General features: G+C 38.3%; 23 protein-coding genes, 3 tRNA genes and 1 pseudogene. 3 read left to right on the top strand and 24 right to left on the bottom strand.

Going from position 1 to position 24305, the window contains the following annotated elements:
- From GG9_RS09225 to GG9_RS07960, 7 genes are all read right to left on the bottom strand, one after another.
- On the bottom strand, positions 1-310 hold a 310-nt coding region (locus tag GG9_RS09225), incomplete at its 3' end, for a DUF5389 family protein (RefSeq protein ID WP_080563564.1).
- 97 nt (positions 311-407) lie between these two features.
- A tRNA-Arg gene (locus GG9_RS0108415) sits at positions 408-484 on the bottom strand.
- 56 nt (positions 485-540) lie between these two features.
- Positions 541-617, bottom strand: a tRNA-Arg gene (locus tag GG9_RS0108410).
- A 20-nt stretch (positions 618-637) separates the two neighbouring features.
- Positions 638-732 (bottom strand) — tRNA-Ser (locus GG9_RS0108405).
- A gap of 115 nt (positions 733-847) precedes the next feature.
- Positions 848-1792 carry an alpha/beta fold hydrolase gene (locus tag GG9_RS07950; RefSeq protein WP_005629987.1) on the bottom strand — a complete coding sequence of 315 codons (945 nt, stop codon included), beginning with the start codon at positions 1790-1792 and terminating at the stop codon, positions 848-850.
- A gap of 78 nt (positions 1793-1870) precedes the next feature.
- Positions 1871-2986, bottom strand: coding sequence for an aspartate-semialdehyde dehydrogenase (asd, locus tag GG9_RS07955; RefSeq protein WP_005629985.1), 1116 nt, complete (start codon positions 2984-2986; stop codon positions 1871-1873).
- A gap of 165 nt (positions 2987-3151) precedes the next feature.
- On the bottom strand, positions 3152-3868 hold the full coding sequence (locus GG9_RS07960; RefSeq protein WP_005629983.1) for an MgtC/SapB family protein: 717 nt from the start codon (positions 3866-3868) through the stop codon (positions 3152-3154).
- A gap of 151 nt (positions 3869-4019) precedes the next feature.
- On the opposite strand from GG9_RS07960, the gene rimO reads away from it, so the two are divergent.
- Positions 4020-5357 (top strand): 30S ribosomal protein S12 methylthiotransferase RimO, encoded by a 1338-nt coding sequence (rimO, locus tag GG9_RS07965; protein ID WP_005629982.1) that lies wholly within the window; start codon positions 4020-4022, stop codon positions 5355-5357.
- 62 nt (positions 5358-5419) lie between these two features.
- Here rimO and GG9_RS07970 read toward each other — a convergent pair whose 3' ends face one another.
- The 5 genes from GG9_RS07970 to waaA form a co-directional block, all read right to left on the bottom strand.
- Complete coding sequence (locus tag GG9_RS07970; protein WP_005629980.1) at positions 5420-5998, bottom strand: NAD(P)H-dependent oxidoreductase; 579 nt, start codon at positions 5996-5998, stop codon at positions 5420-5422.
- Positions 5999-6271: 273 nt separating this feature from the next.
- Positions 6272-8284: a DNA helicase Rep gene (rep, locus tag GG9_RS07975; protein ID WP_005629978.1), complete on the bottom strand. Its 2013-nt coding sequence runs from the start codon at positions 8282-8284 to the stop codon at positions 6272-6274.
- 5 nt (positions 8285-8289) lie between these two features.
- A complete protein-coding gene (locus GG9_RS07980) occupies positions 8290-8502 on the bottom strand; it encodes a YceK/YidQ family lipoprotein (RefSeq protein ID WP_005629976.1) in 213 nt (70 codons plus the stop codon).
- Positions 8499-8969 carry a pantetheine-phosphate adenylyltransferase gene (gene coaD, locus GG9_RS07985; protein WP_005629975.1) on the bottom strand — a complete coding sequence of 157 codons (471 nt, stop codon included), beginning with the start codon at positions 8967-8969 and terminating at the stop codon, positions 8499-8501. Before coaD ends, GG9_RS07980 begins: the two co-directional genes overlap by 4 nt.
- Positions 8966-10249, bottom strand: coding sequence for a lipid IV(A) 3-deoxy-D-manno-octulosonic acid transferase (gene waaA, locus GG9_RS07990; RefSeq protein WP_005629972.1), 1284 nt, complete (start codon positions 10247-10249; stop codon positions 8966-8968). Before waaA ends, coaD begins: the two co-directional genes overlap by 4 nt.
- 62 nt (positions 10250-10311) lie before the next feature.
- Here waaA and GG9_RS07995 point away from each other — a divergent pair, with 62 nt between their 5' ends.
- Positions 10312-11106 carry a glycosyltransferase family 2 protein gene (locus GG9_RS07995; RefSeq protein ID WP_005629970.1) on the top strand — a complete coding sequence of 265 codons (795 nt, stop codon included), beginning with the start codon at positions 10312-10314 and terminating at the stop codon, positions 11104-11106.
- Here the strand turns inward: GG9_RS07995 and GG9_RS08000 are convergent.
- From GG9_RS08000 to ilvY, 12 genes and pseudogenes are all read right to left on the bottom strand, one after another.
- Entirely contained in the window at positions 11061-11630 is a 570-nt protein-coding gene (locus tag GG9_RS08000) for a DNA-3-methyladenine glycosylase I (RefSeq protein WP_005629967.1), read from the bottom strand. The two genes, GG9_RS07995 and GG9_RS08000, sit on opposite strands and share 46 nt — an antisense overlap.
- Positions 11627-12445, bottom strand: coding sequence for a shikimate dehydrogenase (gene aroE / locus GG9_RS08005; RefSeq protein ID WP_005629964.1), 819 nt, complete (start codon positions 12443-12445; stop codon positions 11627-11629). The genes GG9_RS08000 and aroE overlap by 4 nt, the downstream gene beginning before the upstream one ends.
- A 3-nt stretch (positions 12446-12448) precedes the next feature.
- Positions 12449-13000: an L-threonylcarbamoyladenylate synthase type 1 TsaC gene (gene tsaC / locus GG9_RS08010; protein ID WP_005629960.1), complete on the bottom strand. Its 552-nt coding sequence runs from the start codon at positions 12998-13000 to the stop codon at positions 12449-12451.
- 15 nt (positions 13001-13015) lie between these two features.
- Positions 13016-13564 carry a DNA topoisomerase family protein gene (locus GG9_RS08015; protein ID WP_005629957.1) on the bottom strand — a complete coding sequence of 183 codons (549 nt, stop codon included), beginning with the start codon at positions 13562-13564 and terminating at the stop codon, positions 13016-13018.
- A gap of 9 nt (positions 13565-13573) precedes the next feature.
- Complete coding sequence (locus GG9_RS08020; protein ID WP_005629954.1) at positions 13574-15490, bottom strand: ABC transporter ATP-binding protein; 1917 nt, start codon at positions 15488-15490, stop codon at positions 13574-13576.
- Between the two features lie 160 nt (positions 15491-15650).
- The gene (gene toxA, locus GG9_RS08025) at positions 15651-15947 is read right to left on the bottom strand and encodes a type II toxin-antitoxin system antitoxin ToxA (protein WP_005629951.1); all 297 of its coding nucleotides are present in this window, start codon (positions 15945-15947) and stop codon (positions 15651-15653) included.
- A complete protein-coding gene (toxT, locus tag GG9_RS08030) occupies positions 15940-16299 on the bottom strand; it encodes a type II toxin-antitoxin system toxin ToxT (protein WP_005629949.1) in 360 nt (119 codons plus the stop codon). The genes toxA and toxT overlap by 8 nt, the downstream gene beginning before the upstream one ends.
- Before the next feature lie 270 nt (positions 16300-16569).
- Positions 16570-19536, bottom strand: coding sequence for a TonB-dependent hemoglobin/transferrin/lactoferrin family receptor (locus tag GG9_RS08035; protein WP_005629946.1), 2967 nt, complete (start codon positions 19534-19536; stop codon positions 16570-16572).
- A 90-nt stretch (positions 19537-19626) separates the two neighbouring features.
- Positions 19627-19957, bottom strand: a pseudogene (locus GG9_RS09220) (ABC transporter ATP-binding protein); the annotation flags it as partial.
- 39 nt (positions 19958-19996) lie between these two features.
- Positions 19997-20314: a thiosulfate sulfurtransferase GlpE gene (glpE, locus tag GG9_RS08040; protein WP_005629943.1), complete on the bottom strand. Its 318-nt coding sequence runs from the start codon at positions 20312-20314 to the stop codon at positions 19997-19999.
- Positions 20315-21193, bottom strand: coding sequence for an EamA family transporter RarD (rarD, locus tag GG9_RS08045; RefSeq protein ID WP_005629940.1), 879 nt, complete (start codon positions 21191-21193; stop codon positions 20315-20317). It lies immediately after the preceding gene.
- A 31-nt stretch (positions 21194-21224) separates the two neighbouring features.
- A complete protein-coding gene (gene ilvY, locus GG9_RS08050; RefSeq protein ID WP_005629937.1) occupies positions 21225-22103 on the bottom strand; it encodes an HTH-type transcriptional activator IlvY in 879 nt (292 codons plus the stop codon).
- 691 nt (positions 22104-22794) lie between these two features.
- Between ilvY and ilvC the strand changes: the two genes are divergently transcribed.
- The gene (gene ilvC, locus GG9_RS08055; protein ID WP_005629931.1) at positions 22795-24273 is read left to right on the top strand and encodes a ketol-acid reductoisomerase; all 1479 of its coding nucleotides are present in this window, start codon (positions 22795-22797) and stop codon (positions 24271-24273) included.
- Positions 24274-24305 lie beyond the last annotated feature (32 nt).

The raw sequence follows: 24305 nt of genomic DNA, 5'->3' as shown, positions 1-24305 counted from the left end.
ATAAACCGATTTTACAAATCATAATTAAAACTACATAAAAAATGACCGCACTTACTACCAATAATTTAAAAGCCAATTTTGGCTTTCTCTGATGTAGACGATATAAAATTCGAGCTACCACCGCAAGAATAATAGGATAAATCAAAAAAAATATTGAGAATAAATTAACTTGCCAAGTTTCTAAGTTTGAATTTTTCTCAAATGTAGTGGAAAGCAACAGAGCCATCGGGCATAACAATACAGGAGCACAAAAAATAGCTAATCCCCAAGAAAATAAACTAAAGCCACGAGGCAAAGATTGTCTTGTCATAATTTAAAAATTTTACAAATAAAAGATAATTACAATATAACAAATACTGTGATTATTAGAAAGTAACTGGAAATCAATAGACTTGAATAAAATGAAATGGCGCACCCGAAAGGATTCGAACCTTTGACCGCTCGGTTCGTAGCCGAGTACTCTATCCAGCTGAGCTACGGGTGCGTAGATGATGCTTTAATTATTCATGACCATTTTTAGAAGATAGAGCCGTTTTAAAATGGCGCACCCGAGAGGATTCGAACCTCTGACCGCTCGGTTCGTAGCCGAGTACTCTATCCAGCTGAGCTACGGGTGCAGAATAAATAAAACAAACAATGGCGGTGAGAGAGGGATTCGAACCCTCGATGGAGCTTTTTAACCCCATACTCCCTTAGCAGGGGAGCGCCTTCAGCCTGCTCGGCCATCTCACCACAATCGGTGTGAGCGGTATAATACGTTTTTTAGAAAATATGTCAAACCATTTTTTGAAAAACACACCTGTTTGAATATTTTATCTACACATTAAATATATTATTGAATAAAAATCTACTCATCATTCAAAAATACTAAAATCTTAGATATTGTTTCCTGTCTCAATTCATCTTGCTCAAATAACACCTCATGTTTAGCGTTGAATACAACTTTACATTGAGAATTCGGAAAAAGTGCGGCTAATTTTTCAAGATTTTTGTTATCTACGATTTTTTCTTTTTCAGCTTGTAACATTAGGATTGGAATTTCAATCTTAGGAATAACTTTCGGCAAGCGTTTAATTGCATTTAAACACAAATGAACCCAACGGAACGTTGGTCCGCCAAGATGAATTGCTGGATTTTTACGATTGACACGATTCATCCATTTCATTCTGGTTTTACAGAAACTTAGTTCATTGTATTCCAAGTGGGCTTGTTGATAAGGCCCTTTACCAAAAACATAACGCTCGTCCTGCCCTAACATATTCATCAGGGCAATAATCAGTTCATCTCTAATAGGGTGCTTTAAAGGAATACCGTAAAAAGGTGAAGAAAACACAGCTTTATTAATGCGATGATCACAATTTGCCAAATAATACGTTGCAATCAATGCACCCATCGAATGAGCAAGCAAATGCTGGGTGGAATAATTAAAAAGTGCGGTCACTTTTTCGATGATTTTCGCCATATCATCGACATAGAAACGAAATTCGTCTAAATGCCCTTTTTCAGAATCCTTCAACAAATGGGTTGAATAGCCTTGACCACGGTGATCAAATAGCAACACATCATAGCCTTGATGATAAAAATCATAAGCTAGCTCTGACCATTTCAACATATTTTCAGCACGACCACTCACCAAAATCATCAATTTTCTATCCGCACTTTTAGCGTGTGTTAAATGACGATAAGCGATTTGAACGTTATTTTTGCTAATGAAATATTGCGTTGGAAATTGATTGAAAAAAGGTAACAGTTCGGTAAAGGCAAATTGAGTAAAGTTGGACTCTCGATTCATAAGTTTTTAGATAGGATACATCAACGCATACAAAAGAAAGAAAAAGTGCGTGAGATTTTACTTCACGCACTCTGCCAATTATGCTACCAATTGTTTTAAAATACGGCGAACTGGCTCTGCCGCGCCCCATAATAATTGGTCACCCACAGTAAAGGCAGCCAAATATTCAGGGCCCATTGCCAATTTACGTAAACGACCAACAGGCACGCTTAATGTACCCGTTACTTTCGCTGGCGTTAATTCACGCAATGTGGTTTCTTTGTCGTTTGGAATCACTTTCACCCATTCATTATGTAATGCAATAATTTGTTCGATTTCTTCTAATGGTAAGTCTTTTTTCAGTTTGATAGTGAATGCTTGGCTATGGCAACGTAATGCACCGATACGTACGCATAAACCATCAACAGGAATTGGATTGTCGCTTAAACCTAAAATTTTGTTGGTTTCTGCATAGCCTTTCCATTCTTCTTTAGTTTGTCCTGTTTCAGGAAGAAGTTTGTCAATCCAAGGGATTAAGCTACCACCTAATGCTGCACCAAAGTTATCGGTTGGGAAGCGATCAGAACGCATTTCTGCCGTCACTTTACGTTCAATATCTAAAATAGATGAAGCAGGGTCTTTTAATTCACTTGAAACTGCTTGCTCTAATAATCCCATTTGTGAAAGTAATTCACGCATATTTTTTGCGCCTGCACCTGAAGCCGCTTGGTAAGTTGCCACAGAAATCCATTCCACCAGATCTTTTTCAAATAGACCGCCGATAGCCATAAGCATTAAGCTCACGGTACAGTTGCCGCCCACGAAGGTTTTAATGCCTTTTTTCAATCCTTCAGAAATCACGTGTTGGTTTACCGGATCCAGCACAATAATTGCATCATCTTTCATACGTAATGCAGATGCGGCATCAACCCAATAACCATCCCAGCCTGTTGCTTTTAATTTTGGATAAACTTCATTGGTATAATCGCCACCTTGGCAAGTCACGATAATGTCTAATTTTTTGAGTTCTTCAATATCGAATGCATTTTTAAGTTCGCCTACATCCTTGCCACCAAATACAGGGGCTTTTTGACCTGCTTGAGAAGTTGTAAAAAATACGGGATTAAGATTCGCAAAATCATTTTCCTGCGACATACGATCCATTAATACGGAACCCACCATTCCGCGCCAGCCGATAAAGCCTACATTTTTCATTGTTGTTTCCTTAATTTGTTGTGTTTGAATAGAATTATTAATTACAAGATAGCGTTAGCAAAATCAAGTATTTTTCATGGAAATTTACATTTTGCGAAAGAAATTAAATAAGAAATAGAAAAGAGCGGTCAATTTAAAATAAAATTTAACTCGACCGCTCTTTTTCTAGTTATCTACTTCAACACTCATCACACCTTCTTCCGCTTTCAACAATGCATACGCATCTTTCAACATTGTAGAATCAATGGAAAAACAGCGAATTTGTAACCGCACTTCACCACTACTTTGATCTTTCACCTGTATATGTTCAATACGATACTGATTGTTTACTAACAATTGGGTGACTTTTCCAATACTTTCCGCATCATTGACAAGAATATTGAATTTCGTCCGACGACGTTGTGATTTACGATGTACCCAACGTTGCACTAATGGACTTAATCGAATAGACACCAAAATCATCACCGTTGCGATAACCGCATCAAACACGAAGCCCGCACCAGCAGCAATACCGATCCCCGCAGAAGCCCAAATAATCGCCGCAGTGGTTAAACCTGAAATCGCATCATTTTTCTTATGCAAAATCACACCAGCACCTAAAAAACCGATGCCGCTAATCACTTGAGCCGCAAGGCGCATCGGATCCGTACGAATATTTTCTGAAACTTGTGCATAATGCTCTGCGGCTTGAATCGAAACAATCGTTAGCACACAAGTGGTGACAGCAATAATAGCGCAAGTTTTCACGCCCACAGGTTTGCGCTTAAGCTCACGCTCTAAGCCAATAACACTTCCAAGCACCATCGCCAATAGCATTTTGCTAAAAATAATTAAGTGATAAGGATCGAAAAGTGCGGTTAAAAGTAAAGATGAATTTTCCATAATGATAAAAATGAATCCGACATAATCGTCTATTCTACATCACTTAGCTTAAAATCTTTACCCTTCCAAGCCTTTAATTTATCGCCTTTCTTGCGAAAATTGAGTAAAATCTTGCGTTTGAAATTTTATAGAGCGAAAGAACGGTTATTTTATGCAAAATTCAACCCCAAGCATTGGCTTTGTAAGCCTTGGTTGCCCAAAAAACTTAGTAGATTCTGAACGAATCTTAACGGAACTACGCACCGATGGTTACAACATTGTGCCAAGCTATGAAAATGTCGATTTAGTGATTGTGAACACTTGTGGCTTTATTGATAGTGCCGTGCAGGAATCACTGGAAGCGATTGGCGAAGCATTGGAAGAAAATGGACGCGTCATTGTAACTGGCTGTTTGGGGGCAAAAGAAGACCAAATTCGTGAAGTGCATCCTAAAGTTTTGGAAGTCAGCGGCCCACATAGTTATGAAACAGTGATGGCTCAAGTTCACAAATACGTGCCAAAACCGACACATAGTCCTTATACCAGCTTAGTACCAAAACAAGGCGTGAAACTAACACCAAAACATTATGCCTATTTGAAAATCTCTGAAGGCTGTGATCACCGTTGTACGTTCTGTATTATTCCATCTATGCGTGGAGATTTAGAAAGCCGTTCTATTACGCAAGTTTTGGACGAAGCAAAACGTTTAGCCGAAGCAGGCGTAAAAGAATTACTTGTGGTATCACAAGACACTTCCGCTTATTCCATGGATTTAAAACGCCAAGAGGGCGGTGTAAAAACAGCTTTCTGGAATGGCATGCCAATTAAAAATGATTTAATGACGCTTTGTAAACAGCTTGGCAAACTTGGCATTTGGGTTCGCTTACATTATGTGTATCCCTATCCTCATGTGGATGATTTAATTCCATTAATGGCTAATGGTACGCTCTTGCCGTATTTAGACATTCCATTACAACACGCCAGCCCGAAAATCTTAAAAGCAATGAAAAGACCGGGCAGTATTGACCGCACTTTAGAACGCATTAAACAATGGCGTGAAATTTGCCCAGATTTAACATTGCGTTCCACCTTTATTGTCGGTTTCCCAGGTGAAACCGAAGAAGATTTCCAATTACTGCTCGATTTCTTAAAAGAAGCCCAACTTGATCGCGTAGGCTGTTTTAAATTCAGCCCCGTTGAAGGCGCACCTGCAACAGATATGGCAGACCAAGTACCAGAAGATGTGAAAGAAGAACGTTTCCATCGTTTCATGCAATTACAACAGGAAATTTCTGCAAACCGTTTAAAACAAAAAATCGGTAAAACCCTTGACGTATTAGTGGATGAAATTGACGAAGAAGGCATTATTGGCCGCTCCAAAGCTGATGCCCCTGAAGTGGATGGGTTAGTTTATGTCGATAATTTAAGCGGAATCAATGTCAAAGTCGGCGACGTGATTAAAGTCACCATCACAAATTCTGATGAATATGATTTGTGGGGAAGTTGTTAAATAACAACAATCTCAAGGAAATAAACAAAAAATCCATCTTCGTATTGAAGATGGATTTTTTATTAACCGAACACTTTTTCCAAGTGTGCTTGGTAGTCTGCTAAGTATTGTTCTACTTGTGGATTTTTAATCACATCGTTACATAAGAATGTCGGCAGACGGGTCAAGCCGATGAATTCGTTGAGTTTATGGAAGTGCATATATAATGCATCCACGCCTTTGCCTTCGAAGAAGTCTCCTTCACGGGTGAACGCTTCAATCGGTGCATTCCAAGTAAGCGAAAGCATGTGTTTTTTGCCTTGCAACAAGCCACCTGTGCCGTAGCCTTCTGTCGGACTGACACGATGACGGCCATCACTGTGGTAAAGCTTGCCGTGTCCAGCGGTTAATACTTCGTCTATGTATTTCTTCACTGTCCAAGGCTCGTGCATCCACCAGCCTGGCATTTGCCAAATCACGGCATCCATCCACAAGAATTTTTCGATTTCTGCTTCAACATCATAGCCAGCATCAATCACGGTTTCTTTTACATTGTGTCCAAGTGCGGTCAAAACTTCTTTCGCTTTTTTGTGAAGTGTGTGGTTTAACTCACCATGCGAATGACCAAACGCTTTTCCACCGTCTAATAATAAAATATTCATCTTTGCTCCTAAAACAAATAATTATAAAAAATGGGGTTGCCATTATGCCTTTTTACTTTAATTTTTAAAAGTATGTTTGCCTGCCACGTTATTTCCAGACTATAAGGAAGACTACAGCCCGTAGGATGGGAATAAATCCTAGTTAAACGCGTGGGCTTACGCCCACCCTACATTGGCAATTAAAAGAGCGGTAAAAAATTGGTGGAAATCAAACGAAAAATGACCGTACTTTTAAAGTAAAAAATCGGCAGAGAATTTCCCTGCCGATTTTTATTAACTTTTCAAAATCGCCCTCAATCTATCAAGTTGGTTTTGTGTTTTTTCTTGTTTTTGCTCGGTAGTTAGTTTTGGTTTATCACGTTCCCATAACACATCATCATGGGGTAATTCAGCTAAAAATCGGCTGGGTTCAGGGCGAACTAATTCACCATATTGACGGCGTTCTCGACACAAGGAAAAAGTAAGTTCTTTTTGTGCTCTTGTGATGCCAACATAAGCCAAGCGGCGTTCTTCTTCCACGTTGTCTTCATCAATGCTAGTTTGGTGGGGCAAAATACCCTCTTCCATACCGATCAAATAAACATAAGGAAATTCCAATCCTTTAGATGCGTGCAATGTCATCAGTTGAACTTGATCGCTCTCATCATCGTCTTCGCCTCGCTCCAACATATCCCGTAATGTTAGGCGGGTTACTACTTGATTAAGGTTCATCGGTTCATTGGTTTCATCGCCTTTTAACATATCCGCAACCCAATCAAATAGCGTGGCGACATTCTTACTTTGCATTTCTGCCGCTTTAGGGCTTGTTGCATATTCGTACAAATATTCTTCATAATGAATTGCGGATAACATTGAACGTACCGCACGTTCAGGTTCAGAACGTTGAATTTCATCATTAAGTTCGACAATCCAACGGCCAAATTTTTGCAATGAATCATAGGCTTTTGGCGTGATGCGTTGAATAAGCTCAAACTCAAAAATAGCCTCAAACAAACTGATGTGTTTTTCTTGAGCCAACTCTCCAAGTTTTTGTAACGTCGCAGTACCAATTTCACGCTTCGGTGTATTCACAATACGCAGGAATGCTGCATCATCATCTTGATTTACGACCAAGCGTAAATACGCCATCATATCTTTGATTTCTGCACGGGAGAAAAAAGAAGTACCGCCCGAAATTTTGTAAGGAATACGGTTTTGCATCAGTACTTTTTCGAGTAATCGGGATTGATGATTGCCTCGATATAAAATCGCATAATCTTTATATTTGGTTTTACGGCTAAAACGATGGGCGATCAACTCAGCGACAATCCGTTCTGCTTCGTGTTCTTCATTTTTTGCTTCGATAACAAGCAATTTTTCCCCTTCGCCAATGGTTGAAAAGAGTTTCTTATCAAACACGTGGTCATTGTTATCAATCAAAATATTGGCACAATGCAAAATACGTTGGGTTGAACGATAATTTTGCTCTAGCTTAATCACGTTCAAACGAGGGAAATCATCGCGTAAACGCACCATATTTTCTGGTCGTGCGCCACGCCACGAATAAATAGATTGGTCATCATCGCCCACCACAGTAAAACAAGCACGATCCCCCACTAAAAGTTTAATCAGTTCATATTGGCTGGTGTTGGTATCTTGATATTCATCCACCAACAAATAACGAATTTTTGCCTGCCATTTTGCCCGCACTTCTTCATTTTGCTTGAACAATAATGTCGGCAACATAATTAAATCATCAAAATCAAGGGCATTGTAAGCTTGAATTTGTGTGGCGTAACGCTCATAACATTTTGCGAAAGTTTGATATTTTGCATCACGCGCCAACGCAAACGCCTGTTTTGGCGAAATCAAATCGTTCTTCCAGTTAGAAATCACTGAAATTAACTCACGCAATAAATCCTTATCTTCTTTTAACACATCAGAGGTTAGCTCTTTTAACAACGCAAATTGATCATGTTCATCAAACAAAGTCATATTTGATTTAAAGCCCAACGCTTTATATTCACGCTTAATAATGTCAAAACCGAGCGTATGAAAAGTGGATACAAGCAAGCCTTTAGATTGTTCTTTGCCAATGGAATGTGCCACACGCTCTTTCATCTCGCGTGCGGCTTTATTCGTAAAAGTAACTGCGGCAATTTGTTTCGGAGAATAACCGCACTTTCCAATTAAATGGGCGATTTTATTAATGATTACGCGAGTTTTGCCAGAGCCTGCGCCAGCAAGCACAAGACAAGGACCTGTCACATATTCAACGGCTTGTTGTTGTTGAGGATTGAGTTTCATAAGAATTATTGAGCCCACGCATAGGGCAGTAATACGGTGTCTAATAAAAATGAGAGAGGCAAATCTAAGATTGGCAATCCCCATTGTTGCGCCATTTCAAGATCATAAGCAGCCCCTGCATAGGCGGTATATTTTTCTGTTGGATCGATAAGTTTGACCACGGAACCACAACCAGATAAAACGATAAGTGCGGTTAAAAAAATAAAGGTTTTTATCATCGTGCTTTTAACGCATTGAACACAGACACAGGCACTAGCTCTGCCACATCGCCGCCGTGCAAATAAATTTCACGCACAATGGAGGAAGAAACAAACGCCCATTTTTCTGCTGGTGGGAAAAACAGACTATCTACGCCTTTTGTGAGTAAACGATTAAGGGCAGCCAATTGCAGTTCATATTCAAAATCTGTTGTTGTGCGTACGCCGCGAATAATGGCAGAAATATTGTGCTGTTTAATCACATTTGCCAACAAATCAGAAAAGCCAAACACTTCCACATTGGATAAATGCACAACAGATTGACGAACAAGTTCTACGCGTTCCTCCAAAGAAAATAGTGGCTTTTTACTTGGGCTATTCGCCACCGCCACTAAAACACGAGGAAAAATTACCGCACTTCTTTCAATAATGTCTAAATGACCGTTCGTAATCGGATCAAAGGTACCGGGATAAATCACGCTCGTCATACATTGCGCTCCAAATAAGGTTTTAATAAATCTAACAAACGCTGTAATGCCCCTCGGTTTTCCATCAGCACTTCATAGCCAGCATTGCCTAAACGTTCGCGGGCTTCTTTTGAGTTTAATAAGGCTTCTACGGCGCGTTCTAAGGCATCTGCGGTTGAATTAACTTCCAACACACCTTGCACTTCCACCAACATTCGAAATATCTCGGGAAAATTGAAAGTATGCTTGCCAGTAATTACAGGCATTTTAAACGCAAGAGGTTCCAGTGGATTATGCCCCCCGTGTTTCACAAGGCTTCCACCCACAAAAGCAATATCGGAAATGCCATACATCAACATCAGTTCGCCCATACTATCGCCCAAAATCACTTGGGTATTTTCATTTGGTAATTCATTTGTGGAACGACGAATAAATTGAAATTTTTCCTTTTTAAGTAAATCAGCCACCACATTAAAACGCTCTGGATGGCGCGGAACGAGCAATAACAATAAATTTGGGTATTTTGCTAACAAAGCGCGGTGAGATTTTAAAATGATTTCATCTTCTCCATTATGCGTGCTGGCAGCAATCCATATTGGGCGATCTTGTTTCCAAAGCGTTCGCAATGAATCAATTTTACGTAATAGTTCATCATTCGTATTGAGATCATATTTAATATTGCCCGTGATATTCAATTTTTCCTTTGGATAGCCCAAAGTGGCATAGCGTTTTCCACTAATGTTATCCTGTGCTGCAATCAAGCTAATTTGCGACCACATTGTTTGTAAGTGCGCTTTTATTTTTCCGTAACGATGTGCAGAACGCGCAGATAAACGTGCATTAGCGATAACAAATGGAATATTGCGTAAAAATAATTGATGAATAAGATTAGGCCAAAGTTCTGTTTCCATCACGATACATAATTTAGGTTGTACAAAATTAATAAAACGATGGATCGAAAAAGGTAAATCAAGGGGGAGATAATAATGAAAAACGCTGTCTCCAAAAGTGGCTTTGACGCGCTCTGAACCTGTGGGCGTAAAAGTCGTAAAAGTAATGGATAAATGTGGATAATCTTGTTGCAATTGACGAACCAGCGGTGTCGCAGCAATCACTTCCCCTACGGAGGCGGCGTGGATAAAGATCCCTTGTGGTGGTGGGCAAGACGCATTGCCATAAAAACCATAACGTTCAGCCAAACGCTGACGATAACGTGGAGATTTAACACTGAGCAAGCCAATAAAACACAATATCAACGGCTGGCAGATTAAAAGCAAGCTGGTATAAAAAAAACGCCACATAAATGAAATTCGGTTATACTTGAAAAAATTTCGGCTAGTATAGCAAAAAAAGGATTGAAAATATGCCTACAATTAGCGTTGCGATGATTGTAAAAAATGAAGCACAAGACCTCGCCAATTGCTTAGACACCGTAAAAGATTGGGTGGATGAGATTATCATTCTAGATTCTGGTAGCACAGATAACACTAAAGAAATTGCGCTCAGTTATGGGGCGAAATTCTATGAAAATAGCGACTGGCAAGGCTTTGGTAAACAACGCCAATTAGCCCAACAATATGTAACTAGTGATTATGTACTCTGGTTAGATGCTGACGAACGCGTTACGCCCAAGTTACAACAGGCTATCTTAAGTGCGGTTAAAAATGATCGAGAAAATACCGTTTATGAAATTCCACGAGTGAGTGAAGTATTTGGGCGTGAAATTCGCCATTCAGGCTGGTATCCCGATTATGTGGTTCGCCTCTATCGCACAAACTATGCGCAATATAATGATTCACTTGTGCATGAAAAAGTGGAATTTCCAGCTGGGACAAAAGTAGAAAAATTAACAGGGGATTTAGAGCATTTCACTTATAAAAGCATTCATCATTATCTAGTGAAATCCGCGGGTTATGCAAAGGCCTGGGCAGACCAACGCCAAGCTAAAGGAAAAAAAGCCACACTTTGGCAAGGAATCACGCATGCGCTCGGTTGTTTTGTGAAGATGTATTTGTTAAAAGCGGGTTTTTTAGATGGCAAACAAGGATTTTTATTAGCGGTGTTATCCTCGCATTCAACCTTTGTAAAATACGCCGATTTATGGGAGCGCGATCAGCATAAACACGAGCGAGTTTTGCAAGGACAATCATTTAAATGATCGTCTACCAATCCCATAGACTGCATAAACGCATAGCACGTGGTTTCGCCAACAAAGACGAAACCACGTTTTTTTAAGGCTTTAGAAAGTGCTTTAGATATTTCTGTTTTAGCCGGCACAGATCGCAAATCAGGCACATCATTGACAATCGGTTTATGATTTACAAATGACCAAACAAAATCACTGAAATTTTCACCGCACTTTTCCATCGCCAAATAAGCTGTAGCATTTTTCACAATCGCTTCAAGTTTTGCTCGATAGCGAATTAGTCCTGTATTTTGCATGCAAGCATCAATATCAAGTGCGGTCATTTTTGCGATTTTTTTCGGATCAAATTGATGAAAAGCCACACGGTAAGATTCATGTTTTTTCAAAACTGTAATCCACGAAAGCCCCGCTTGCTGCCCTTCCAAACAAATTTTTTCAAATAGCTTTTGGCTGTCGAATTCAGGCTTACCCCATTCCTTGTCATGATAATCAATATAAATAGGTTGTTCGCCAACCCAAGGGCATCGAGTCATCATAACATCTCCTTTTTAAGCTGTTCATAAACCGCCACAAAATCTGGCATTACGCCTCGCCATAAATGAAAAGAATGTGCTGCTTGCGCGACTAACATTCCAAAGCCATCGCTAACATTGGTTAAACCCAAACTTTTGCATAATGCGATAAATGGCGTATCTGTGCCTTTCGCATATTGCATATCGTAAAAAGCTGAGCCCAATTTTAAAATTTCAGTATCAACTGGAGCAGTTCCACCACTTAATCCAGCTGAAGTCGCATTAATCACCAAATCATAAGTTTGTAGTGGAATAGAATCCATTGAGGCAGCTTGAATATTGCCGTAAGGCTGAAATCTTTCAGCTAATTCTTTGGCTTTGGAAAAAGTGCGGTTGGCAAGGAGAATATTTTGTTGAGCTTGTAAAAGTGGCAATAATACGCCTTTTGTTGCTCCGCCTGCTCCTAGAATTAATATGCGTTGATTTGGATGAAGCCAATTCAAACGTTGTAAATCCGTTACCAAACCAATCCCATCGGTGTTATCCGCATAAAGTTTCCCATCATCGAGTTTTTTTAGCGTATTGCAGGCCTCTGCCAGTTTTGCTCTTTGGCTATATTCGTCTGCCAGCTGATAAGCTCGTTCTTTAAAAGGCGAAGTAATATTGCAACCTTTCGCATCATCCTCAAAAAATGCCAAAAGCTGTTGTTCAAAAGCATCAAGATCACCTAATTTTGCAATGTATTCCATGGTTTGATGCGTTTGCGCTGCTAACTTATTTTGAATTAATGGCGATTTACTTTGCGCAATCGGATTCCCCCACACAGCATAAAGATCCATAAATTATCCCTGTCTAAAAAGTTGATTTGTGCGCAAGTCTCGAATTTCGGATGGATTGCGTGCGTCTCCCACAAGTTCATCCAATACAGGAAAATCCGCACCGAATTGTAACCGCACTTCATCGGCGGTGCGGCAAGGTGACTCACCAGTCAGATTGGCGCTAGTCGAAGTTAATGTAAACCCCGTGAGTTCACATAAGGCTTTTACTGAAGGGTGATCGCACAAACGTACCGCGATGCTATCAAATTTGCCTGTGAGAAAATGCGGAGTGGTCGATTTGGCGGGCACGATCCAAGTTGTTGGACGTTCATATTTACCTTGCAGGCGAGAAAGTTGCTCATCGTTAATCTGTTCAAAATCAACAAAAGGACGGAAAAAATCCAAGCTAGGTGCCACTAAAATCAATCCTTTTTCCACTGGACGTTGTTTCAAATCAAGTAATTTTTTTACCGCACTTTCACTTTGCGGATTACAGCCCAAACCAAATACAGCTTCAGTGGGATAAGCGACCACTTGATTTTGTCGAAGGGCCTCGGCAATTTGTTCTCTATTCATTTAACTCTTTTACTTTTATTGCTCAAAAATATGACGGCAAGTTTTATTTGCACACTGGAAGACTTGTTTCTCTCCATTTTTCTCTACATTGTCGCTTTTTAACAAGGAAAGTGGAAAATGGCAGGTTGGGCAAGGCACGGAATAAGGTTTGGTAGGCAAAGAAAATTTACATTTAGGGAAATTATCACAGCCGTAAAAAATTTTTCCTTGGCGACCCCGACGAGAAATCAAATGCCCAGTTTTACATTCAGGACAAGTAATTTTTTCCTCAGATTCAGATTCTTCCCGCACCACAAAATCGCATTCAGGATAATGACTACAACCAATAAACATCCCAAAACTGCCTTGTTTCAACTGCAATAAATTACCGCACTTCGGACAAATTTCATCAAGTGTTTTTAATACTTTATGTTCCGCTCGTTGTAAAGGACGCAAATAATCACATTCAGGATAAGCAGAGCAACCTAAAAACAGCCCTTTTTTGCCTTGTTTAATTTGCAAAGGCGCGCCACATTGAGGGCAATATTCCTGTTGTTTGCTATGATAAAAAAGGCTTTGATTCATAATCTATCCTTATGCTTGTAGCATTTCTTCCAATTCTTCCTGAGCGGCCATCCATTTCGTTTCTACATCATCTAATGCTTTCTTCACATCCACTTGTTGAGCCAAAAGTGCGGTCAATTTTTCTTTATTTTCGGCATTATATAATTCGGCATCGGCCAGTTGATTTTCTATGCTCGCAAGCTCAGAAGAAAATTTATTCATTTTTTCTTCTAATTGCGTGATTTTTTTACGCAATGGCGCAGTTTGTTGGCGTAACTCTGCTTCACGGCGTTTTTGTTCCTTACGATTTTGAACTGAATTTTCATTATCGCCAACTTTTTCCGAAACTTTATTTTCAGGTGTGCTATTTTGTTCACTCAACCATTTTTGATAGTCTTCTAAATCGCCTTTAAATTCTTCCACTTTTTTATCGTGAACTAAATAAAATTCTTCCACGGTATTGCGTAATAAATGACGATCGTGAGACACCACCACCAAAGAACCTTCGTAATCCACCAATGCTTCCGTTAATGCTTGACGCATATCCAAATCCAAATGGTTAGTTGGTTCATCAAGTAATAGCAAATTCGGTCGTTGCCAAACAATCAAAGCCAACACCAAGCGGGCTTTTTCTCCTCCTGAAAATGATTTCACTGCTTGATTTACTTTATCGCCATGAAACGCAAAACTGCCTAAATAATCCCGAACTTGTTGCTCCGTTTGCTCAGGCGCGAGTTTTTGCATATGCCACAGAGCAGATTCATCTGCGCGTAAAGTATCTAATTGATGCTGGGCAAAATAGCCAAGCTGTACACCTTTTGCCAACTGTACCGTGCCTGAAAGTGCGGTCAGTTCTCCCGCTAATAATTTAATTAAGGTTGATTTTCCCGCACCATTTTTACCCAGTAAACCAATTCGCGAACCCGGCACCAAGTTCAACTTAATTTTACTTAAAATTTCTACCGCACTTTCGCCGCTGCCATAACCCGCACTCGCTTGCTCAATCATCACTAAGGGATTTGGCAAGGATTGCGGTGGACGAAATTCAAAAGTAAAAGGATTATCCACATAAGCTGGTGCAATCAGCTCCATGCGTTCTAAGGCTTTCATACGGCTTTGTGCCTGTTTGGCTTTAGTGGCTTTGGCTTTAAAGCGATCAATATATTTTTGTAAATGGGAAATCTTTTGTTGTTGCTGACGATACATGGCTGTTTGTTGTGCCAGTTTAGTTGCTCGTTGCACTTCAAAGGAAGAATAATCGCCCGTATATTCGTTGAGCTTCTGATTTTCAATATGGAGGATTTTTGTCACAATTGGATCGAGAAAATCACGGTCGTGAGAAATTAATACCAAGGTACCTTGATATTGCACTAACCAACGTTCTAACCAAATAACTGCATCCAAATCCAAATGGTTGGTCGGCTCATCCAGTAACAATAAATCTGACGGACAAAGTAATGCTTGTGCCAAATTTAAACGCATCCGCCACCCCCCAGAGAAGGATTTTACTGGTTGAGCGATTTCTTCTTGGTTAAAACCTAAACCATGCAATAAGGAAGCGGCACGCGATTGAATTGTCCACGCATCCAACATTTCTAATTGCCCATGAATACGTGCAATAGCGTTACCGTCATTGCGTTCATTTGCACGTTCAAGCTCTTGTTGCAAACGGCAATATTCACGATCCCCTTGAATTACATAATCAATCGCAGAAATATCCAATGCAGGCGTTTCTTGATTCACCCAAGACACCCGCCAATTTGCTGGATAATTCACCTCACCGCCCTCTGGCATTAATTCTTTTTTTAATAAGGCAAAAAGTGAAGACTTGCCACAACCATTTTTCCCCACTAAGCCGACTTTTTGCTTGGGGTTAATGGTAGCTGAAGCATTTTCGAGAAGTTCCGTTTGCCCTCGTTTTAAGGATAAGTTACTAAATATAATCATTTTTCTACATAGGTCTTAATTTGAGGCTATTTTGCAATATTTTTTCTTTTCTCGGAACAGTCTATTCCGATTTTATCGATTTTCTAGTCAAAAAAGCCACGTATAATAAGACGCAATAAAAATTATTTATAGTATAACAAGTCAATATAACGGGTATATCTTAGGCATTTTTTACCCTTAGAGGCACAATCGACAGGGTTTTCCCTAAAGGAGCGAGCAATTTTAACAACGTTTCAAGCTGAGGATTCGTTTGTCCTTTTTCAATGCGTGCAATCATAGGTTGCTTCACACCGCTTAAGGTTTCAAGTTGTTTTTGGGAAATCCCAAGTTGCTGGCGAGAAGTAATCAATTCTTTAATTAAGGCTACACGCAAATTACTTTCTCGGATTTCTTCTTCATTGAAAACTTGCTGTTCAAACTCATTCCAATTTGAACCTAATGGGCTGATTTTATTCATTTTTCAATCTCTCTTTTAATTCACTTAAGCGTTGTTGGGCAGTTTGGATTTCTCGTTTTGGCGTTTTTTGTGTTTTCTTCATAAATTGATGTAGTAAGACAAAGCGACCATCCATTAATCTTGCAAACAAGATGCGATCCCTAATTGGACGAAGTTCCCAAATTTCACCGTCTAAATGTTTCACATAGGGTTTGCCAACAGATGTCCCGAGGTCGCTTAATAACTTTACATAATCTCGAATTTTATTCAGTTTAACTCGACTATCTTTGCTTTCATTTTGAGCCAGAGATAGCAGATACTCTTTCACTGGCTCAATGTCATTTTGGTCTCTGTAAAAGAGAATTTCGTACATAATTTATCCTATTTATCTACTTATTTCAATAACTAATAAGTTATTGATTTTTGATATGTAATCAATAAATAGAAACTAAAAATTTGGCGAGATAGTCATTTCAATCTTTCGATCTAGATCGCAAAAATAGCAAAAAGAGATTGATTTTTAAGGAGATTTTACACAAATGCCGATGTTTGAACATTGGTTTTGAAAGAGAGAGTAAAAGATAGATCCTTCCTTAAGAAAAAGTGCGGTAAAAATTTACCGCACTTTTGGTTTTAGATAGGTTTAAAATTCAAACTGAACTGACATTCTATAGTTTCTGCCTGGGGCGTAGAAGCGGTTGATGCCTTGACCTGTTGATTGATCTATAACATTACTTGTTCCGAAGGAACGAATTGAACGAGCAGACTCCCAGGTGATGTATTTACGATTTGTAAGATTGTATACACCAGCTCTTATGGTTAAGTTTTTAATTGGTTGAACATATCCAATAAAATCAAGGATTGTATAAGATTTACTACGCCATTTTATGGTTGTATCACTTTCACCACGTTCTTTAGCATAGATATTATAAGTATCTTGTGGATTTTTACTTGCTACATGTGTTGTATAGAAATCGAAACCAAATTTATGATCTGGATGATCATATCCTAGTCCATACACCATCGTTTTAGGCTGAATTGCATTCATAGGAATATTGCCATTCATTCTTCCTTTTTGATAGGTATATTTATAGCTTAAGTTAAACCCATTCATAAATTTTGCCATCTTACCAAGGAATAGTTTTGAATTAATTTCAATACCTTTTACAGACGCATTATCTCTATTTATATTTTGATAAAGAGAAAATGGTAATGAGCTACCTCCTCCTGTGCCTACTTTAAAATCTTTTTCTCCTTTAAATATTAGGTCGATAAAGTTTTTATAGTTAGTTTTAAATATACTTGTAGAGATAAATCCCCAATCATCATGATGTAAAGTTAATGCGATTTCTTTTGTTTTTGCTATTTCTGGTTTTAAATCAGTATTTGGCAGAATAGTAAAATCTGGATGTTTAAAAGTGAAATACATTTCATCTGAAGTTGGTGCTCTAAAACCTTTAGAGTATCTAAGTTGTAAACGAAGATAATTTGTTGGATCAATCGTTGAAACAAAACTATAAGAATGCGCTTTATATTTTTTCTTTTGGCTTGCAATATAATTTATGTTATCAATTGCATTTTGTTTAATTTGCTCTTCTGTTGGATCATAATAATGACCTGGATTCCACGAAATTTCCTCGCCTTTAGGTAATGGAATATATAATCCTTTTACTATATCGTCTGGTAATTTTGGCGTTGAACCAGCTATGTAATGTGGTTTATAACCAATGTTGTCATAACGATATCCTAAATCAAATGATAAATAATCATTGATAATGATATTATCAAAGAAATAAGCTGATTTACCTGTCGTTGTCACTGGTAATAAGAATGAATACTCTGGATCAACTCGAGGGCAAAGAAAGGCATTATAGGTAGATGATCCTTCACAGGTTTCTGGAGTTTCTTTTAATGTGTACCAGTCTGTTGTAAGGCCTAGAGTACGTTCAGCCCACCATTTTACATCATGAGCATCATTACCCGCTCTATTTACCATTTGCTTCGTTGTTTTATTATACGAAACACCATATTGGAGATTATGCTCAGTATTCAATTTTGTAAACGATTTTGTTAGATCCAAGTTAGTTTGCTGGGTATTGGTATCAAGATCTCTTTCCTGCCACAAACGTTCTAAATAGCCTTTACTTGGTACTACAACACTATAACTATAATTCGCTTGAGATGATTTAGCGAAAGTTTTTCCATTCTGTTCAAATTTTTTATCTAACATCAAAGGCATTTTTTGAACAGCTCCAGACCAACCTACAGCTTTCCAATAAGTCATTGGTTTCGTGCAATCATAAAGGGAGCAATCAAACCAATATTCATCTCCTCTTTTTAGAGTAAAACCGTTAGTTTTTTCAGAATTATCTGTATCAATATAGGTGTCTTTATTTTTTAATTCGATATCGGTTCCATCTCGTCGAGTAATTTTACCATCTTGAAGTTTTATTCCATGTGGATTGATTGTTTCAAGACAATTACTACCATCACAGTATTCGTCGGTTCTTGCTCTCGTTTTTATTTTTTGTTTTGAGAAAGTAATTTTTAATGTATCCCAAAATAAGTTGGTTGAAAAATTTTCGTAAGAAAATGAGAAATTACTTCGTTGAGTTTTATCATTTGTATGTCTAGATTCAACTTCAGGGGTTTCATTACCACTACGTTGATATTTTAGTGTATAGGATAAATCTTGCCCACGAGAACGATGTTCATATAAATCAGCTGATGCCGTAAAACGATGGTTTTCAGTAGGATTAAAAGAGAATTTTAATAATGTACTGTCTTGCTCAATTTTGTATGGGTCTGCTTTTTCTCTACGTTTACCTTGGACGAGACTATCCGCATTTTTATAATCATAGTTTTCAAGTTCATGCCCATTTCTTCTTGTCGCAACCACTAGCGCATCGAACTTTTTATAACGTCCAGCAAGAGTAAGGGTATTGAATGATTGATTATTTTCTGTAGCGTATCCCGTTTTGTAACTTACGTAGTAGTCCTTGTTCAGGAGATAATCTCTCGCATCTTTTGTTTTATAAATTACAGAACCACCTAAGGAACCACTACCATTCTTAATAGAATCAGCCCCCTTGGTGATATTTACTTCTTTTAATGTTTCAATTTCTGCACCATTACGAGTGTTATTAAAGTTACCATAACCTTCAAAAAGTTCTTTAAAGCCTTGAGAAGATAATGTTTCAGCTTGCGCTAATCCATCAATATTAATAGAAACTCGATTTTCATCAACGCCACGAATAGTAAAACCACTGTTACCAAAACGTCCTGCTTCAACAACAGTAACACCGGTTTCATATTTAACGATATCTTTGATATTTTGAGCCTGCTGTTTTTCTAAGCTTTTCGCTGTTTTTACAGTTTCGGCAATTTTTGGCGGTGTTTTAGTATCACTATTTTCGGTAGAGCCAGATACAGTAATTTGTTCTAGTTGTTCAGAAACATTACTATTTTGGTTGGTTGGTTGGTTGGTTGGTTGGTTGGTTGGTTGGTTGGTTGGTTGGTTGGTTGGTTGGTTGGTTGGTTGGGCAGCATAAGCGATACCCACATTCAATGCAATTGAACAAGCAAGTAAGTTGAATTTAAAATTGATCATACTTAATACCTAAAAATATAAATGATAATAATTCTTAAACATATTACAGTAAAAATTTTTCTTTACAATAACAAAAATGCGTTTTTGAAAAAAAGTTTTCATTGTATAGGTTGTTTCTTCTTGGCTGAATCCTAAACCATACAACAAAGAAACTGCGCAGGATTGAATTGTCTGCGCGAATTGCTCATGAATACGCGCAATTGCGTTGCCATCATTAGGTTCATTTGCCTATTCAAGTTCCTGTTGCAAATGACAATATTCACGATCCCCTTGAATCACATAACCAATTGCTAGGATATCCAATGCCAGAGTTTCTTGATTCAACCAAACCGACTTTTTGCTTGGGATTAATCGTAGCAGAAGCATTGTCGAGAAGTTCCGTTTGCCCTCGTTTTAAGGATAAGTTACTAAATACAATCATGAATAAAATTCTTAATTCAATATAGTTTTACAATTTAAATTAATATTCTCTTTCTACTGGTAAATTTGCTTTCTCCCAGCCATCAAATCCACCAATAATACTAAACACATTTTCATAGCCTTGTTCCACTAGAAAGGTCGCTACATTTTTACTGCTTACGCCGTGATAACAACTCACAATAATAGGCGAGTCAAAATCGGCTAACTCTTCAAATTGCAAAAAACTTTGGTTGGTTAAATGAAAAGCACCTTTAGGATGTGAATAAGCAAAGCGCATATTATCTCGAATATCGACTAATATCGCGCCTTGTTGCATCATTTCCCAAGCTTTCTGTGGGGTTATTTCTTTAAATGACATTTATAAACTTCCTTTTGCGTGTTGTTTGTACACGCCATCAATCATAACAAGAACCATCGCGATGACTAAACAAATAAAAAGTGGGTAGCTTTCGCTATCAATTTGTTCTCCGATCAAAAATGATACGCATAGCATCATAATAGTTTCAACATAACCAAGCAGACCGAGTAAATTCATCGGAAGCATATTACTGGCTATTACATAGGCAATTAACGCAGTACCGCTGATTAATCCTAGTAATACAAGCAGCCCCCAAATATTAGGATTGCTTTGTTCGACCACTGCGAAATCTGTTTGCATCGCAAAATAAATACTGACAGGAATAAGGCTTAGCATTTCTAAACAAAAGGAGGCAAGATCGGTATTTTTTAATGCTTTTCGGATAGAAAAATACGCGGTGTAACCTAAACAAATAACAATGGCTTCCCAAGAAAGACCGCCTTTTAACACAATATTAGAAATTACGCCTAATGTTGCAATGATAACTGCAATAAATTTGAATGTTGAAATACGTTCTTTAAAAAACACGCGGCCTGCTGCTACCATTACAATTGGTAAAAGTAGATAACCAAAAGATACACTTAATGAACTGCCATTATTCGGTGCCCAAAGAAAAAGCCACATTTGAAAGCCCATTAATAATCCACAAAGTAAATACGACAATGCTAAGTGCGGTCGTTTTTGAATGCGTTTTAAACGTTCAATTAAAGCCGTTTTTTGTTTAAATAATGTAACGGACAACAGAACAAAAGGAAAAGTAAATATCATCCGATAACCAAAAATATCCGTGCCACTCAAGGGTTTGAGCAACGTAGAAAAATAATACATATAGCCAAATAGAAAAGAGGCTAATAATGAAACGAGAATACCTTTAAACATAAGAAATCCTTATTTTAAACCATTATTTATTCTATTCTAACATCGCCCAAAATGCACGGACTAGGGGCTGTTCGAGATTTCTTTTTTGGGTGCAAATACCTAATTCAAAAGGCTCAATAGGCTTATCAAGATTGAGTTTGGAAATTTGGTTATTCATTGGGCTGCTGTCAATTACTGCATCAGGTAACATTGCTAATCCAAATCCTAATCCCACCATCGGCACAATTCCTTCATGCCCCGCAACAGTGGCATAAATTTTCGGATGTTTTATTTGTTTCTCTCGTAGCCATTGTTCAATCCGCTGCCGAGCGTGTCCTTCAACAGGGAAAATAAAAGGCATTTGCTGCCAATCAATAGGTTTTTCTTGCAGTAATTGTGTCGCCAAACAAGCCACCCGTGGGGCAATTAGGGACAAACTAATATCATCTATTTTATGAAACACTACACTAGAGGGCAGATTATTCGGTTTGCCCGCAAGTGCGAGATCGACTTGTTGTGCTTGAATTAACTCTAGTGCTAACGCTGGATCGCCTGTAGTCAGTTGAATTTCCACTTTAGGATAACGCTGGCGAAACTGTTTAAGCACCTGTGGAAGATGGCTATAGGATGCTGTTACAGAGCAAAAAAGTTTAATTTCACCGCAAAGTTCATCGGATTCATCTTTAAGTTGTTGTTTAAATTGTTGCCAGTTTTGCCATTCTGTTTTAGCAAATTGCAAAAATTTCTCACCATATTCAGTAAGTTTGACTTGACGATTGTCACGGATAAAAAGTGTTTTCCCTAACTCGTCTTCCAATCGTTGAATTTGACGGGAAAGCGTAGAGGGAGACATGTGGTTTTGGGTGGCGGTTTTGGCGAAATTTTTTGTGTCACTGAGGTGAATAAATATTTGTAGGTCGTTAAATTCCATAATTTCTTCTTTTATTTTATTTAATATCGGGTTTCGCCGATGGCGACCTACTTTTTCTTTGCTCGTGCAAAGCAAAAGTAGGCAAAAAGAAAACACGCCCTGCTTTGCCTTATTTCCTGAGAAATTGAAAACTTGCTTAACGGAAATTTTCTGAACTCACTACGCTCAAACAGACGAAAATTTCCTACAAGTTTCCAATTTCTCAGACGGCAAGGAAGGGAACTAATTTGTTCTTTTTTCAATTTAAAGTGCGGGTAAAATTTAGTGTATTTAAAAAAATACCAGAAAACTAACCGCACTTTTTAATAACGCTCTGATATATTCTGAGCCCCATATAAATCGCCTTTGCGACTTTCAATTTTCAGGCAATTTGCGTCTCTTTGAGCGTAGCGAGTTCAGCAAATTGCCGTTAAGAAAATTGAAACAAAGCAAAGATCAGCGATTTAATTGGGGCGTATTTTCTGTGCCTACTTTCTTTTACACGAGTAAAAGAAAGTAGGTCGCTCATCGAGCGAAATACGATGCTAATTCACAAAAAAACAAAATCCAAAATAATTGCACAAATCGCAACATTACATTCCCATAATATCACTTTACGCAACAACAAAAAATCCTATAATCAAACCACAACAAAAAAATATGCAAACACAACATCATACAATTATCAACCTTACACAATTAAGGACAAAAAATGGCTAACTATTTCAACACATTAAATTTACGTCAAAAATTAGACCAATTAGGTCGTTGTCGTTTTATGGATCGCGAAGAATTTGCAGATGAAGCAAACTTCTTAAAAGGCAAAAAAATCGTTATCGTAGGCTGTGGTGCGCAAGGTTTAAACCAAGGTTTGAATATGCGTGATTCTGGCTTAGATATTAGCTATGCCTTACGCCCTGAAGCAATTGCAGAAAAACGTGCATCGTTCCAACGTGCAACCGAAAATGGTTTTAAGGTTGGTACTTATGAAGAATTAATTCCAACTGCAGATTTAGTCGTAAACTTAACACCAGACAAACAACACTCTAAAGTAGTTGCCGATGTCATGCCTTTAATGAAAAAAGATTCTGCATTTGGTTATTCACACGGTTTCAATATTGTTGAAGTTGGCGAAGAAATCCGTAAAGACATTACAGTTGTAATGGTTGCGCCAAAATGTCCAGGTACTGAAGTACGTGAAGAATACAAACGTGGTTTCGGTGTACCAACATTAATTGCGGTTCACCCTGAAAATGACCCGAAAGGCGAAGGCTTGGCGATCGCGAAAGCTTGGGCTGCGGCAACTGGCGGTCATAAAGCAGGTGTTTTAGAATCTTCATTCGTGGCTGAAGTAAAATCTGACTTAATGGGTGAGCAAACTATCCTTTGCGGTATGTTACAAGCAGGTTCTATCGTATGTTATGACAAATTAGTGGCAGACGGTAAAGATCCAGCATATGCAGGTAAATTAATTCAATACGGTTGGGAAACCATTACCGAAGCGTTAAAACAAGGCGGTATCACATTAATGATGGATCGCCTATCAAACAGTGCAAAATTACGTGCATTTGAACTAGCTGAACAAATCAAAGAAAGCCTTGGTTTCTTATATTATAAACACATGGATGACATCATCAGCGGTCACTTCTCTGCAACCATGATGGCAGACTGGGCAAATGGCGATAAAGATTTATTCGCATGGCGTGAAGCAACAGGTAAAACAGCCTTTGAAAATGCACCAAAATATGATGGCAAAATTAGCGAACAAGAATACTTTGATAACGGTGTATTAATGATTGCAATGGTTAAAGCTGGTGTAGAATTAGCCTTTGATGCGATGGTTGCAAGTGGTATTTATGAAGAATCAGCTTACTATGAATCACTTCATGAATTACCATTAATTGCGAACACTATTGCTCGTAAACGCTTATACGAAATGAACGTAGTAATTTCAGATACTGCAGAATATGGTAACTACTTATTCTCTAACGTAGCAACCCCAATTCTTGCAAAAGAAATTATCCCTAACCTTCAAAAAGGCGACTTGGGCGAGCCAACTCCAACAGTGGAAGTCGATAACATTACCTTACGTGATGTAAACGATGCAATTCGTAATCACCCTGTTGAATTAATCGGTCAAGAATTACGTGGTTATATGACAGATATGAAACGTATCGCAGTTGCAGGTTAATACTGAATTAAACCAAATTAAAACCGACTTTG

Origin of the sequence: Haemophilus haemolyticus M19501 (assembly GCF_000222025.1) — a bacterium.
GTDB lineage: Bacteria > Pseudomonadota > Gammaproteobacteria > Enterobacterales > Pasteurellaceae > Haemophilus > Haemophilus haemolyticus_G.
Note: the sequence above shows the minus strand (reverse complement) of the source record. Positions and strands in the feature narration are given on the sequence as shown.

Coding starts and splice junctions, on each gene's coding strand:
- GG9_RS07950 (WP_005629987.1), bottom strand. CDS start 1,792: ATGAATCGAGAGTCCAACTTTACTCAATTTGCCTTTACCGAACTGTTA.
- asd (WP_005629985.1), bottom strand. CDS start 2,986: ATGAAAAATGTAGGCTTTATCGGCTGGCGCGGAATGGTGGGTTCCGTA.
- GG9_RS07960 (WP_005629983.1), bottom strand. CDS start 3,868: ATGGAAAATTCATCTTTACTTTTAACCGCACTTTTCGATCCTTATCAC.
- rimO (WP_005629982.1), top strand. CDS start 4,020: ATGCAAAATTCAACCCCAAGCATTGGCTTTGTAAGCCTTGGTTGCCCA.
- GG9_RS07970 (WP_005629980.1), bottom strand. CDS start 5,998: ATGAATATTTTATTATTAGACGGTGGAAAAGCGTTTGGTCATTCGCAT.
- rep (WP_005629978.1), bottom strand. CDS start 8,284: ATGAAACTCAATCCTCAACAACAACAAGCCGTTGAATATGTGACAGGT.
- GG9_RS07980 (WP_005629976.1), bottom strand. CDS start 8,502: ATGATAAAAACCTTTATTTTTTTAACCGCACTTATCGTTTTATCTGGT.
- coaD (WP_005629975.1), bottom strand. CDS start 8,969: ATGACGAGCGTGATTTATCCCGGTACCTTTGATCCGATTACGAACGGT.
- waaA (WP_005629972.1), bottom strand. CDS start 10,249: ATGTGGCGTTTTTTTTATACCAGCTTGCTTTTAATCTGCCAGCCGTTG.
- GG9_RS07995 (WP_005629970.1), top strand. CDS start 10,312: ATGCCTACAATTAGCGTTGCGATGATTGTAAAAAATGAAGCACAAGAC.
- GG9_RS08000 (WP_005629967.1), bottom strand. CDS start 11,630: ATGATGACTCGATGCCCTTGGGTTGGCGAACAACCTATTTATATTGAT.
- aroE (WP_005629964.1), bottom strand. CDS start 12,445: ATGGATCTTTATGCTGTGTGGGGGAATCCGATTGCGCAAAGTAAATCG.
- tsaC (WP_005629960.1), bottom strand. CDS start 13,000: ATGAATAGAGAACAAATTGCCGAGGCCCTTCGACAAAATCAAGTGGTC.
- GG9_RS08015 (WP_005629957.1), bottom strand. CDS start 13,564: ATGAATCAAAGCCTTTTTTATCATAGCAAACAACAGGAATATTGCCCT.
- GG9_RS08020 (WP_005629954.1), bottom strand. CDS start 15,490: ATGATTATATTTAGTAACTTATCCTTAAAACGAGGGCAAACGGAACTT.
- toxA (WP_005629951.1), bottom strand. CDS start 15,947: ATGAATAAAATCAGCCCATTAGGTTCAAATTGGAATGAGTTTGAACAG.
- toxT (WP_005629949.1), bottom strand. CDS start 16,299: ATGTACGAAATTCTCTTTTACAGAGACCAAAATGACATTGAGCCAGTG.
- GG9_RS08035 (WP_005629946.1), bottom strand. CDS start 19,536: ATGATCAATTTTAAATTCAACTTACTTGCTTGTTCAATTGCATTGAAT.
- glpE (WP_005629943.1), bottom strand. CDS start 20,314: ATGTCATTTAAAGAAATAACCCCACAGAAAGCTTGGGAAATGATGCAA.
- rarD (WP_005629940.1), bottom strand. CDS start 21,193: ATGTTTAAAGGTATTCTCGTTTCATTATTAGCCTCTTTTCTATTTGGC.
- ilvY (WP_005629937.1), bottom strand. CDS start 22,103: ATGGAATTTAACGACCTACAAATATTTATTCACCTCAGTGACACAAAA.
- ilvC (WP_005629931.1), top strand. CDS start 22,795: ATGGCTAACTATTTCAACACATTAAATTTACGTCAAAAATTAGACCAA.